This window comes from Pseudomonas sp. NPDC077408, from assembly GCF_050269105.1.
GTDB lineage: Bacteria > Pseudomonadota > Gammaproteobacteria > Pseudomonadales > Pseudomonadaceae > Stutzerimonas.
In genome coordinates this window covers 1-13,001 of record NZ_JBNNHS010000020.1, presented here as the reverse complement: position 1 = coordinate 13,001, position 13,001 = coordinate 1, and the positions used below count along the sequence as shown (strand labels likewise).

At 56.2% G+C, this 13,001-nt stretch carries 11 protein-coding genes; 7 read left to right on the top strand and 4 right to left on the bottom strand.

Annotated elements, in window-relative coordinates; translation table 11 throughout:
• Window positions 1-56 precede the first annotated feature (56 nt).
• From ACQKEK_RS23165 to ACQKEK_RS23135, 7 genes are all read left to right on the top strand, one after another.
• Entirely contained in the window at window positions 57-1,004 is a 948-nt protein-coding gene (locus tag ACQKEK_RS23165; protein ID WP_342405516.1) for a tyrosine-type recombinase/integrase, read from the top strand.
• Between the two features lie 459 nt (window positions 1,005-1,463).
• Window positions 1,464-1,703, top strand: a complete 240-nt coding sequence (locus tag ACQKEK_RS23160; RefSeq protein ID WP_081262886.1) for a helix-turn-helix transcriptional regulator — start codon at window positions 1,464-1,466, stop codon at window positions 1,701-1,703.
• Window positions 1,696-2,286, top strand: a complete 591-nt coding sequence (locus tag ACQKEK_RS23155; protein WP_042926691.1) for a helix-turn-helix domain-containing protein — start codon at window positions 1,696-1,698, stop codon at window positions 2,284-2,286. Before ACQKEK_RS23160 ends, ACQKEK_RS23155 begins: the two co-directional genes overlap by 8 nt.
• Before the next feature lie 480 nt (window positions 2,287-2,766).
• Window positions 2,767-5,526: a class I SAM-dependent DNA methyltransferase gene (locus ACQKEK_RS23150; protein WP_042926692.1), complete on the top strand. Its 2,760-nt coding sequence runs from the start codon at window positions 2,767-2,769 to the stop codon at window positions 5,524-5,526.
• Window positions 5,523-6,584, top strand: coding sequence for a PDDEXK nuclease domain-containing protein (locus ACQKEK_RS23145; RefSeq protein ID WP_042926695.1), 1,062 nt, complete (start codon window positions 5,523-5,525; stop codon window positions 6,582-6,584). Before ACQKEK_RS23150 ends, ACQKEK_RS23145 begins: the two co-directional genes overlap by 4 nt.
• On the top strand, window positions 6,581-8,692 hold the full coding sequence (locus ACQKEK_RS23140; protein ID WP_042926697.1) for a DEAD/DEAH box helicase: 2,112 nt from the start codon (window positions 6,581-6,583) through the stop codon (window positions 8,690-8,692). The genes ACQKEK_RS23145 and ACQKEK_RS23140 overlap by 4 nt, the downstream gene beginning before the upstream one ends.
• Window positions 8,685-9,875 (top strand): GIY-YIG nuclease family protein, encoded by a 1,191-nt coding sequence (locus tag ACQKEK_RS23135; protein ID WP_042926699.1) that lies wholly within the window; start codon window positions 8,685-8,687, stop codon window positions 9,873-9,875. Before ACQKEK_RS23140 ends, ACQKEK_RS23135 begins: the two co-directional genes overlap by 8 nt.
• Window positions 9,876-10,126: 251 nt before the next feature.
• Here the strand turns inward: ACQKEK_RS23135 and ACQKEK_RS23130 are convergent, their stop codons facing one another.
• The 4 genes from ACQKEK_RS23130 to ACQKEK_RS23115 form a co-directional block, all read right to left on the bottom strand.
• Window positions 10,127-11,239 (bottom strand): helix-turn-helix domain-containing protein, encoded by a 1,113-nt coding sequence (locus tag ACQKEK_RS23130; RefSeq protein ID WP_042926702.1) that lies wholly within the window; start codon window positions 11,237-11,239, stop codon window positions 10,127-10,129.
• On the bottom strand, window positions 11,232-11,852 hold the full coding sequence (locus tag ACQKEK_RS23125; RefSeq protein ID WP_042926703.1) for a hypothetical protein: 621 nt from the start codon (window positions 11,850-11,852) through the stop codon (window positions 11,232-11,234). The genes ACQKEK_RS23130 and ACQKEK_RS23125 overlap by 8 nt, the downstream gene beginning before the upstream one ends.
• Before the next feature lie 322 nt (window positions 11,853-12,174).
• Window positions 12,175-12,741 (bottom strand): recombinase family protein, encoded by a 567-nt coding sequence (locus ACQKEK_RS23120; RefSeq protein ID WP_042926704.1) that lies wholly within the window; start codon window positions 12,739-12,741, stop codon window positions 12,175-12,177.
• A gap of 69 nt (window positions 12,742-12,810) precedes the next feature.
• Window positions 12,811-13,001 (bottom strand): hypothetical protein (locus ACQKEK_RS23115; protein WP_499167713.1); only part of this gene is annotated, 191 nt, incomplete at its 5' end.

Sequence of the window (13,001 nt, the reverse complement as noted above, 5' to 3'; positions counted from 1 at the left end):
CTGGCGCTCGGGGACCTCTGGTACAGCCCCGCACGCGGCGTGGCGAGCATCGGCGCATGGCCAAAGTGGTCAGCCAGCTCGATCACCAGCACACCTTTGAATCGGTCGCCAAGCAATGGCTCACTGTTCGCGAATCCTCCTGGGATCCGGAGTACACCCGCACAGTAAGGCAGCGCCTTGAGCTCAATGCCTACCCCTGGTTGGGAAAACTTCCGATCAGCAGCATCAGCACGCCCATGCTGGTCGAAAACCTCCAGCGCATCATCAAGCGCGGTGCTCGCGAGACGGCACGTCGTGTAGCCCAAATCTACAAACAGATTTTCGAGTTCGCCGAAGCTGCCGGTATCACCCCACCCAACCAGATTGGCAATCTCTCACGTACGCTCCCAGCCAAGCGGGTGAAACATTTTGCTGCCGTGACCGATCCTGAAAAACTCGGCGCACTGCTTAAAGCACTAGATAGCTACAGCGGAACAATGCCTGTCTGTTGTGCCTTAAAACTGGCCCCGTTGCTGTTCTGCCGGCCCGGAGACCTTCGACATATGGAATGGTCGGAGGTCAATCTGGATGCTGGCGAGTGGTTGATTCCTGGTCACAAGATGAAAGGGCTAACTGCTACCAAACAGGATCGCCCAGATCACCTGGTTCCCCTCAGCCAACAAGCAGTCGCTGTTCTACGCGAACTGAAACCGCTCACCGGCAGGCATCGGTATACCTTCCCCTCGGCCCGAGGAGGCGACCGACCGATGTCCAACAATGCCGTTCTCAGCGCGTTACGCCGCATGGACATCAGCGGCGACGAAATGACTGGGCACGGCTTTCGTGCAACAGCGAGAACCATAGGTGCTGAGGTGCTGGGATTTCGCCCCGATCTCCTGGAGCATCAGCTTGCTCACACGGTAAAAAATCCGTTGGGACGGGCGTACGACCGAACGTCATTTCTGCCAGAACGACGCGACATGATGCAGCGCTGGTCAGATTACCTAGATGCGATCAAGGCCTGAGCTCACTGCCTGGGCTTGCAATACCGATTCCCGCTTGGTAAAAATCAGGCATCCCTCGGACGTTCATAGGACTCCATGGGATCGTCACGCTGCCCCAGTTACGGCGTTAAGAATCCGAAGTCCATCTGCTGTTAGCAAATGGACTTTCTGGGTACCTCATCGGGGTATCGCCAGCATCTCGCAGGCCTTTTGCGCCTGCTCGCCTGCAACAAGGCTGCTAAAGAAACGTATGGACTCCTATTCCGTACCAGCAGGGTCTTTCCTCTCCCCCACGCCAAAGACACAGCTTCAGCTGTCATGCGCACAGCTGAAGCCGGCAATAAACCTCGGAGGCCCGTAACACGAGGCCCGACAAACATCCCTGCTTTGCAGTAGGAAAATCCGAGCGCCACTCCCAACACATATGCGTATTGCAGTACTTGAGGACCGCTGCAACGCCACCGCCTGAGCACCAGTTAAATGTCAGCACAAACTATTGCACCCAGCCCAGAGGAACCGCGCTTCCTTCGCCTGCCCGAGGTTGAACTCGCTGTCGGGAAAAAGAGATCCACGATCTATCGCGACATAGCAGCGGGAAAATTCCCTGCTCCATATGATCTAGGCAGCAGCAGATCGGTTGGCTGGCTCAGCACGGAGATATCTGCCTGGATCCTGAGCCGGCCGCGCGTACAGTTACGTGGGAGGCATAACAATGACTAACACCTCCGCCCCACTGCGCGCACAGACTCAGTGGTTTCATGTCTTTAGGGCCATGATCGATCAGGGTGATGTCGCCCGAATCGGGCCCCATGCATTTACGGTTTATGCCGTCATCAAGGCACACGCCAATTTCGACCATGGATTATCGAAACCGGGCATCCAACGGATTTCCGAACAGTCTGGAGTCAGTCAGGCACAGGTCAAACGGGCATTAGGGGTTCTCGAAAAAGCAGGTTTCATTGCAAAGAAAAAGTTCGGCCGATCCAATCACTACATGCTACGCGAAAAGGTCCAGGTCACTGAGGCCGGCTTACCACATACCGTAGTAACCTGGGATTACGTGCCGGACCGCGCCCAGCAGACCGTTACTGAGCTTAAAAAAGCCATGATCGCTGGCGATCTCGCAAGTACGCGAACACTGAATATCGAGCGTCTGAATATACAAATCAATCTGGCAGGTGGTAATTCCCAGATCGATTTAGGCTCATTGCACACCGACCTAGATCGACTGCCAGCCGGCATTCGAGAAACGCTGCGTAGAAACCTCAATCGCCGTGGTGATCTTATACACAGCTCAGAGTGACACGTATCAACCTGAGCTGTGTACCATCTGGATGGAGCTCACCTAGAGCTCCGTCGCGTTGGAATACAGCTCAGGCTGAGCCGCTAAAAAGAAAGATAAAATAAAAAAGAGTAGTTCTGGGGGCGACGCAACCTCCTGAGTGAAAGCCCCGAAGCCATTTTGGGTTACGGGCAGCTACCGTAAGCTCGATTCGACGAAACCCACCAGCCCATTTGCCGCTTTTTCGCATTGCAGAAGCGCCTTCCTTTATCATCCCCGGCATCGTGTAATGATTGATTCCCCATTCACTGGCTCAGGGCGCTCGGCTGTCGAATCCAGTGGCATCCAGCATAAACCGAGGCGACTGAGCAGAGCTGAGTTGCGATGCTGACGCCAGGCCGACAGAGCGGCATGTGCCGGCCGGGATGTGACCCTCGCCCAAAAATTTTAGCGGCTAAAATCGCCGCCTTCGCGCATCAGCGATCTGGACAGTGGTAAACCATGAATGCAGTAGAAATTGAGTCCGCCATTTCGGACCTGGCCCTAGAGCCCTTTGACGCGGCGGAGTTCCCGTTCACCTTCCTGGCCGCATTCGGCAACAAGGAAACCGCGCTCAAGCGCCTGCGCGCTGGCAACAACAACGCCTCGGATGTACCTGGCGGCGTACTACTGCGCAGCAACATTCATATCGCCGCATGCGAGCCTGGCACCGTGGGCGAAACGCTCAAGGCCTTGCGCGCCAGCCCGGCCACCATAAAAGCTAAAGCCAAGTTCATCCTCTCCACCGACGGGCAAACGCTGGAGGCCGAAGAACTGATCACGGGTGAAACCATCACCTGCGACTACCCTGACTTTCCCAACCACTTCGGCTTCCTGCTGCCGCTGGCCGGCATCTCCACCATCAAGGAGATCAAAGACAACCCCATCGACGTGCGTGCCACCAGCCGCCTGAACAAGCTGTACGTCGAACTGCTGAACGAGAACCCGGACTGGGCCAAGACCGAACGCCGCCATGACATGAACCATTTTATGTCTCGGTTAGTGTTCTGCTTTTTTGCTGAAGACACAGATATCTTCACTGGCGACGGACTGTTTACCACGACGGTTGAGCACTACAGCGAGCGCGACGGCTCCAACACCGCCCAGGTGCTGTCGGAAATCTTCCGCGCTATGAACCTCAAGTTGGCCGAGCGTGCCGGTGCAGAACCGCGCTTGCCTGGCTGGGCCAACAAATTCCCGTATGTGAATGGCGGCTTGTTCTCTGGAAGCACTGAAGTACCGCGCTTTACGCGCATGGCGCGTACTTACCTGCTGCACGCCGGCAACCTGAACTGGCAAAAAATCAACCCAGACATTTTCGGCAGCATGATTCAGGCCGTGGCCGATGATGAAGAGCGCGGCGCACTGGGCATGCACTACACCAGCGTGCCCAACATCCTGAAAGTATTAAACCCACTATTTCTGGATGATCTGTGTGCTCAGCTGGAGGCAGCGGGCGACAACAAGGCCAAGCTGCTTAACCTGCGCAAGCGTATGGCGCGCATCCGCGTATTTGACCCAGCATGCGGTTCCGGCAATTTCCTGGTCATTGCCTACAAGCAGATGCGCGATATCGAGGCGGAGATCAATCGTCGCCGGGGCGAAGCTCACAATAAGTCCGAAATACCGCTGACCAATTTCCGCGGCATCGAGCTACGCGACTTTCCGGCAGAAATTGCCCGACTGGCCCTTATCATTGCTGAGTTTCAGTGCGATGTGTTGTATCGCGGGCAGCAGGATGCTTTAGCTGAATTTCTACCGTTAGACTCACAGAATTGGATTGTCTGCGGCAATGCGCTGCGGCTGGATTGGTTGGCGGTGTGCCCGCCGACGGGGACTAGCGTGAAGCTGGCAGCGAACGATTTGTTCGACGTGCCATTGGACCAATCTGAAATCGCCTTCGAAAACGAAGGAGGCGAGACGTACATCTGCGGTAACCCGCCGTATATTGGCGACAAATATCAATCGAAAGAGCAGAAGAGCGACATAAAAAGCCTTACCAAAAAAGACGTGCGCGCTGTCGATTACATCACTGGGTGGCTTTGGAAAGCATCAGACTACATTCGCAGCGGAGGCCGATTCGCCTTCGTTTCTACGAACTCTATCTGCCAAGGTGTTCAGGTTCCGCTGGTGTGGCCGAGAATAGTCATGGCGGGGCAAGAGATTTTCTTTGGCCACAAAGCTTTTCTCTGGGGTAACAACGCTGCTAGGAACGCGCAAGTCACCTGCATAATTGTTGGCGTGGCCAATTTAGGCGTCAAACAGAAATACATCTTCGACGGTGAAGAGCGAAAAGAAGTTGAAAGCATCAACTTATATCTCGCGCCCGGCAAAAATATCATCGTCGAGCGGGCGAATGATCCCATCTCTGGTGTATCGACCATGTTTGGCGGGAACATCCCGAGAGATCAGGGAAATCTGTTGCTCACGCCCGATGAGGCAAGGGATTTGCTGGACTCTTATCCTGAGGCAGCGCCTCTAATAAAGCCGATCCTTGGCTCCAAAGAGTTCATCAATGGCCTAGAACGGTACTGTCTCTGGATAACTGACGAACAAGCGCAGATCGCCTTTTCAATTCCGCCCATCAAGGCGAGGCTTGACCGCATACGAGAATATCGTCTGCATGGCAGTGAACGTGGCCGTGCCGGCCTCGACACACCCTACAAGTTTGAACGGACTATCATCGGAAACGACCACACCATCATCATTCCAAGCGTCTCGTCGGAGCGCCGCGCTTATCTCCCTTGCGGTTTGCTGACGAGTGACGTGCGCGTCTCAAATCTTGCACTTGCCCTCTACGACGCCCCACTTTGGAACATGGCCCTCATCGCCTCCCGCCTGCACCTCGTTTGGATTGGCACCGTCTGCGGAAAAATGAAAACGGACTTCCGCTACTCCAACACACTTGGCTGGAACACCTTCCCAGTGCCGAGGCTCACAGAGCAAAACAAGGTCGACCTGACCCGCTGCGCTGAAGATATTCTGCTGGCCCGCGAAGCACACTTCCCCGCCACCATCGCCGACCTGTATGACCCAGACACCATGCCTGAGAACCTTCGCCGTGCCCACGAGCACAACGATGAAGTGCTGGAGCGTATCTATATCGGTCGTCGCTTCAAGAACGACACCGAACGACTGGAGAAGCTGTTTGATCTCTACACCAAGATGACAGCAGACACAGCAAAGGCCACGCCGAAGAAGCTACGAGGGAAAATGGCATGAACGACACCCCTGCTAGCCTGACCACACCACCCGAGGGCTACGGCGAGTGGTTAGCAGACCTCAAAGGCCGCATCCATAGCGCCCAGCAGCGCGCCACGCTGGCGGTAAACCGCGAACTGGTGCTGCTCTACTGGCAGATCGGCAACGATATTTTGACCCGGCAGGCACAGCAGGGCTGGGGGGCCAAGGTGATCGAGCGGCTGGCCCATGACCTGCGCACCGCCTTTCCTGAGATGAAGGGATTTTCCCGCGCCAACCTGATGTATATGCGCGCCTTTGCCGAGGCCTGGCCGGATGCCGCAATTGTCCAACAGGCTGTTGGACAATTGCCCTGGGGGCACAACCTGGTACTGCTGACCCGGCTAAAAGACTCACAGCAGCGCCTGGCCTATGCCCAGAGCGCGATTGCGCACGGTTGGTCACGCAATGTGCTGAACATCCATATCGAAACCCGCCTGTTGGAGCGCAGTGGCACGGCGGTCACTAACTTCGACGTCAGCTTGCCCAAGGTGCAGTCGGACCTGGCCCGCGAGTCGTTGAAAGATCCGTATCGGTTTGACTTCCTCGGCCTGCGCGATGAGGCGCAGGAACGCGAAATCGAACACGCCCTGGTCAAACACGTCACCGAGTTTCTGTTGGAGCTGGGCGCAGGCTTTGCGTTTGTCGGGCGGCAGGTAGTGCTGGATGTAGGCGGCGACGAATTCTTCATTGACTTGCTGTTCTACCACCTCAAGCTGCGCTGCTATGTGGTGATCGAGCTCAAAGCCGGCAAGTTCAAGCCCGAGCACCTGGGCCAGCTTGGATTTTATATGACTGCGGTGGATCGCCAGGTCAAAGATGAACACGACAACCCCACCATCGGCCTTTTGCTCTGCAAGAGCAAAAACAAGATCGTGGCGGAATATGCGCTGGGCGATAAGACCCAGCCCATGGGCATTGCCGAGTACAAATTGCTCGAATCTCTGCCTGCAGAATTGCAAACCAGCTTGCCCAGCATTGAACAGATCGAACGTGAACTGGCGGGCGACGGCACCCTCATGGAGGACGAATCACAGTGACGAACACCACCAACCCGACCAACAGCTACACGGTGCCGTCGGTATCCATTGCTACAGCGCACACTGGGGCATCCAGCAAGGCAAATGAGCTGGGCATGCGCACCATGCAAGAGCGCGCCTATACCAAGCGCGGCGAACAGTACCTGCTGATCAAATCGCCCCCCGCATCGGGCAAGTCTCGCGCACTGATGTTTATCGCCTTGGATAAGCTGCATAACCAGAACCTGCAACAGGCCATCGTCATAGTGCCCGAGCGCTCCATTGGCGGCAGCTTTGCCGATGAGCCGCTGAGCCAGCATGGTTTCTACTGGGACTGGGTGGTGGCTCCGCAGTGGAACCTGTGCAATGCCCCAGGCATCGATGAGCCGCGTGTGGCCAAGTCCAAGGTGGACGCCGTGCGCGCCTTCCTAGACAGCAGCGACAAGGTGCTGGTCTGCACCCACGCCACCTTCCGCTTTGCCGTGGAAGAGTTGGGCATCGACGCGTTCGACAACCGCCTAATTGCCATCGATGAGTTCCACCACGTTTCTGCCAACCCAGACAACAAACTGGGCAGCCAACTGAGCGCGTTCATCAACCGCGACAAGGTACACCTCGTTGCCATGACCGGCTCCTACTTCCGTGGCGACAGCGCGGCCGTGCTGGCCCCGTCGGAAGAGAACAAGTTTGAGACGGTGACGTACACCTACTACGAGCAGCTAAACGGCTATCGCTGGCTCAAGTCGCTGGATATTGGCTACTTCTTCTACACTGGGAGGTACGTGGATGCGGTCGCCAAGGTGCTGGACCCGGCGCTGAAAACCATCGTCCACATTCCAAACGTAAATGCCCGCGAGAGCCTCAAAGACAAGGAACGCGAGGTCAACGAGATCATGAGTTCGCTGGGCGATTGGCAGGGTGTCGACCCGGCGACCGGCTTCCACCTGATCAAAGCCAAGGACGGCCGCACGCTGAAAGTGGCCGACCTGGTAGATGACAGCGACGCGGCCAGACGCTCCAAAGTGCTCGGCGCACTGAAAGATCCGGCACAGAAGAACAACCGCGACAACGTGGATGTAATCATCGCGCTGGGCATGGCGAAGGAAGGCTTTGACTGGATCTGGTGCGAGCATGCGCTGACCATCGGCTACCGTTCGAGCCTGACCGAAATCGTACAAATCATTGGCCGTGCCACGCGGGATGCCGAGGGTAAGGAGCGCTCGCGTTTCACCAACCTGATCGCCGAGCCTATGGCCGATCAAGCTGCCGTTGCCGAGGCGGTGAACGATATGCTCAAAGCCATTTCCGCCAGCCTGCTGATGGAACAGGTGCTTGCTCCGCGCTATGAATTCACCCCGAGGAACCACGGGGAGAAAGAGGGCTTTGTTTACAACGATGGTGAAGGCTATCAACCGGGCGGCACCAACCTGGGCGTGAATGAAACCACAGGCCAGTTCCATGTTGAGATCAATGGCCTGACCACGCCGCAAAGCACTGAAGCCACGCGCATCTGCAAAGAAGATTTGAACGAAGTAGTGACTAGCTTCCTGCAGGACAAAACCGTGCTGGAACGCGGCCTATTCGACAAGGAAAATACCTTGCCGGAAGAGCTGACCCAACTGCGCATGGGGAAAATCGTGCGCGAGCGTTACCCCGATTTGAGCGACGTCGACCAGGAAGCCATCCGCCAACACGCTATCGCCGCAATGAACATTACCCAGCAGGCCAAGTTGATGTTGGCTCAGGCCGACGCCAACGGGAGTGACACCTTACAAGGCAGCACTGCTCTGCTGGATGGCGTGCGCAAGTTCATTAACGTACGCGAGCTGGACATTGATCTAATCGACCGCATCAACCCCTTCGACGCCGCCTATGCGGTACTGGCGAAGGCGATGGACGAAAAGTCCCTGCGTCAGGTTCAGGCCAGCATTGCGGCCAAAAAGGTGAGCATTCCCGAAGACGAAGCACGAGACCTGGCAAAACGTGCCCTGCAGTTCAAGAACGAGCGTGGCCGCCTGCCTGACATCAACTCCGCCGACGCCTGGGAAAAGACTATCGCCGAGGGCATGGTAGCTTTCGCACGCTATCGTGCCCAAGCGAAGGCACAGGAGGGCTCTGCCAATGGCTGAAATGAACGATGACGAGCTGCTGAATGCGCTGGGGATAGAAGTCCCTTCACTCAAGATAACAACCCGAACCCCTCGCGAAGAACGCATCATCGCTGGCTTCGAGGACATTCAGCGTTTCTATCAAACCCACGGCCGCGCCCCACTGCATGGCGAGGATTGCGACATCTTCGAGCGTTTGTATGCCGTGCGCCTGGATCAGCTGCGCAAGCTGCCGGAGGCACAAACCCTACTGGCAGGCTTTGATAGTCACGGCCTACTGTCAGGTACTGCGGCCGCCGCAGTAAATGTGGACGACCTGGATGAGGACGCATTACTCGCTGAGCTCGGCATCGGCAGTGAGTCCGTCGATCAGGACGACATCACCGTGCTGCGGCATGTGCGATCCAGTGCGGCAATAAAGGCGGCAGAAGAAATTGCCGCCCGGAACCCGTGTAAAGACTTCGAGAGGTTTAAGCCACTGTTTGATGAGGTGGAAGCGGGCCTCAAACAAAAATCGTGGGTAACCAAGCCCTTTGGCAAGAACGCCAGCATCGAAGCAGGGGACTTCTTCATTTTGAGCGGACTGATCGCCTATGTTGCCGAAGTGGGCGACACCTACAGGACGCCGAATGCGGAGACAAATGGGCGCTTGCGCGTCATCTACTCCAATGAGACGGAAAGCGATCTGCTATTACGGTCCTTGCAGCGGGCGCTCTACAAAGACAGTGACGGCCGTGCCGGGTCTCGGCTCATCAAGGTAGATTCCGGCCCGCTATTCAGCGACATAACCGAGCCGGACGACATCGAGACTGGCACTATCTATGTGCTGCGCAGCCAGTCCAGCCACCCATTCGTAGCCGAGCACCGCGAGCTGATCCACAAGATCGGCGTAACCGGCGGCCGAGTGGAAACCCGTATCGCGGCGGCCGCGAAGGATGCCACCTACCTGCTGGCCGATGTGGAAGTGGTCGCGACTTACAAGCTTCACAACCTGAACCGTACCCGGCTGGAAAACATCTTCCACCGCCTGTTTGGCGCAGCGCAGCTGGACTTAACCATCGAAGACCGCTTCGGCAATCCGGTTAAGCCAAGGGAATGGTTCCTAGTGCCGCTGCATGTGATTGATGAAGCGGTTGAGCGCATTCGGGATGGGTCTATTACCGGTGTAGCGTATGACCCACAAACGGCTCGCCTGGTCAGCTGAGGCGCTGGGTATGCGCAACGGCTAAATAGTGATGATCAAATCCGGGCGGAAGCCAGTCTCTTCGCCCGGATATCCCCGAGGGTTGCAGACCATACGCGTGCCCGCCACTTCTTAGTCGACGGCTGTATGTGAATGCCCACGCACCCACAGTGCCATATGCGCCTCCCCCATAAGGTCTTCCCCGCGACTGGCATACGCGGCATCCATGTGAGTGCCGGCATGCGGGTTGCAGTGGACAGCTTCAGCGCGACTTAACCTACGTTAGCCTCGACCAGTCGCAAAGGAGATGACGGTACATCCAGCATGTACTGCCTGGTCACCATCTCTGCCGTAAGCCCGGCAGCTGTCAACACCCGCTTCCAGGTACTGTAATCCAGGAGATTGATCGCCCTCTGTACCAGCATAGGCGACTCCATAGGGATCAACTCGTCAAACTCCTCGTGCTTCGTGAAACCCTTTCGATTGAGGTACGTGAAGCCCGATTTAGCTTGCTCGGCAGTAAGCAGATCAAGGGTGTGAGCCCTGAAAATGAGCGCCTTGAAGCTTACCTTCCAACGAAGCTTCATTTCCTTGAGTGCCGGCCAGTTCAGGTACTTGCCTCGCATAGGGGGAAACTCTGATGCGAAACTTGCCCGGGGCATCAACAAAGCGCTGGCAAACTGGTTAGCCTGATCCTCAGTAAGGCGGCAACCGGTCTCAATGCCTTGGTGCATCACCAAATGGCCCATTTCATGAGCAAGGTCGAAACGTTGCCGGCATGGATTCACCTTTGCGGTGTTCCTCACGATCAACGGTCGTTTGTTGGACAGCGAGAACGCATCGACCTTGTCATCGGCTTCGGCCAGATTCACCACCAGCACACCAACTTTTTCGGCCAGCTTGGTCACACTAGACAGGGGGCCAATCCCCAGGCCTTGCTCACGGCGAAATTTTTCAGCAACTTGCTCGATCTTGTTGATACCGGATACCGGCTCCTCAAGCATGCTGAAACTCACTGCAGGAAAGGCAACTTCCTTATCCAACTCGTCAATCAGCAGCTCAAACATCTCGACCTGAGCCGCAATGGTCTTTTTGAGAGTCTGCGAGGAGGATCGGACGCTTCGAAAATGGCATTGCTCCAACTCCACCGAACCGCGTCGTGGCGTGAAGAAAAAACTCTCGCGCACGCCCAAGGCTTCAGATAGCTGGGCGAGTTGGGTGCCCGAAGGAATCGCATTGACTTCCAGCTTGTGCGCGTATTGCCGGGTAACGCCCAAGAGCTCTCCGATATCGGCGAGCGAACGCCCCGCCGCGCATCTAGCGAGACGGAGCTTGTCGGGCGAAAACTCGTCGCCAAGAGGCAGAAAGCCTGTTCTGTCATTCATTTACTGGATCAGCATCTCGTGTTGCGTTCTGGTCTGCATCTTTGTCCCGACGAGCGACTAATGGATCATCGATTGCCACCTCTTGTGGAAGCTCGGTGGTACGAGGAGCAAACAGAGGCACGTAGTCATGCACCCACTTACATACGAGGTTCCGGTTGGTATCGAAGCCCAGAATCGAAGCAGTCAGCGTCGGCCCGTCAAAGTTGCCGTCAGTATCGACATACAAACGCCAGGTAATGTTCTTGTCGATCGCAGGCCCCAGCAGGCTAGCCTGGTAAAGCTCAACTCGGTTGGATTGCAGTCGATACCCTTTCTTTCTGACCTCGGGATCGTCCATTACCACCTGCATCAGCACGCCATTCACACTCAGAGTGAAGTCCATGGTGCGGTTAGTGAGCAGCAGCCACGGAAGGGCCGGATCGCCGTGCAGGCGTTTGAACCGGCCGTGGACGCGGCCATACGGAAGTGTTCCCATAGTCCAGTTGGTATCGTCATCAGTAGAGGTGACTTCCAACGCACGGTAAGCCGCATCCAGAGCGTTATTGCAGATCAGCTCGACGTGTTCCGGCTTCAGCTTCGGTTCCAGCTCACTCGGGTGTTGGATCGGGGGCATGGGCCTCTCCATAAAAGCGTGCAAAACATAGATACTGTCAACCGGCATTTTTGTGCAAATTATGGTATCTGTCAACCTTCGTGCCCCTGATGCTCAATAGCTGCCTGGCGAAGCTTTTAAACCCGAAGCTACCTAAGACCGTTTCCCGGCAACAACACGGGACACTGACGGTAGAGTGCTCAGGTTGTACAGTTTTTGCTCAACCACCCCAAAAGCCATATACGACGCTACGTTTAGCTCACTGTATCTGCTCACTGGCTTACAGCGCTTCTAGGACGCTCATAATCCCCTGGTCGCAGTTTCGTGTGCTGCCAGGTGCAAGTTATCTCGGCCCGGTCTTACCGACGTATCGATACAGCGTTGTTCTCGATACCCCGTATCGCTTGGCTACGGTGCCAACCTGAATCTGTGGATCTTTGAGCAAAGCCTTTATTTCGCGGACTTGAGCCTCTTCCAGCGCAGGTTTACGACCACCTTTACGTCCTCGAGCGCGAGCCGCCGCCAGCCCTGCGCGGGTACGCTCTCGAATCAGGTTGCGCTCGAACTCGGCCAGGGCTGCGAACACATGAAAGATCAGCTTGCCGGCGGCGCTGGTGGTTTCGATTCGCTCGTTGATCGACTCGAACCCCACCCCTTCCTGCTCCAGCCGACTGACGATCCCAACCAAGTCAGGCAAGGAGCGGCCAAGGCGATCCAGTCGCCATACGACCAGAGTGTCGCCACTGCGCAGAGCCTTGAGACAGTGCCCCAACTCCGGCCTATCTGCTGACTTACCACTCATGGTCTCCTCGTAAACTGCGTTGCATCCAGTCAGGGCAAGTGCATCACGCTGCAGGTCGAGATTCTGATCATCAGTCGACACTCGGGCGTACCCAATCCGCTTTCCCATACGTTTTTCTCACACTGATTTCGGTACGGGAAAAGTGACAGGAAAGCGGTAAATCCCAAGCCCAAAAGATCATCTGGAATAGGTGTGCCATAAACGACCGTTTATTGGACGGATGCGCTCGTCAATTTCAGGCGCTGAAAGCGACCGAAACCGAACCCCAGAATATTTTTCCTCCCTCACCAATTTTTTATTGACGAATTCCAAGATGTCTACCTCATGAGACTCGTTGGCATAAGCACTAAACTGCGCCCATTGCTGGT

Coding starts and splice junctions, on each gene's coding strand:
- ACQKEK_RS23125 (WP_042926703.1), bottom strand. CDS start 11,852: ATGCCCCCGATCCAACACCCGAGTGAGCTGGAACCGAAGCTGAAGCCG.
- ACQKEK_RS23150 (WP_042926692.1), top strand. CDS start 2,767: ATGAATGCAGTAGAAATTGAGTCCGCCATTTCGGACCTGGCCCTAGAG.
- ACQKEK_RS23155 (WP_042926691.1), top strand. CDS start 1,696: ATGACTAACACCTCCGCCCCACTGCGCGCACAGACTCAGTGGTTTCAT.
- ACQKEK_RS23145 (WP_042926695.1), top strand. CDS start 5,523: ATGAACGACACCCCTGCTAGCCTGACCACACCACCCGAGGGCTACGGC.
- ACQKEK_RS23165 (WP_342405516.1), top strand. CDS start 57: ATGGCCAAAGTGGTCAGCCAGCTCGATCACCAGCACACCTTTGAATCG.
- ACQKEK_RS23160 (WP_081262886.1), top strand. CDS start 1,464: ATGTCAGCACAAACTATTGCACCCAGCCCAGAGGAACCGCGCTTCCTT.
- ACQKEK_RS23120 (WP_042926704.1), bottom strand. CDS start 12,741: ATGGGAAAGCGGATTGGGTACGCCCGAGTGTCGACTGATGATCAGAAT.
- ACQKEK_RS23130 (WP_042926702.1), bottom strand. CDS start 11,239: ATGAATGACAGAACAGGCTTTCTGCCTCTTGGCGACGAGTTTTCGCCC.
- ACQKEK_RS23135 (WP_042926699.1), top strand. CDS start 8,685: ATGGCTGAAATGAACGATGACGAGCTGCTGAATGCGCTGGGGATAGAA.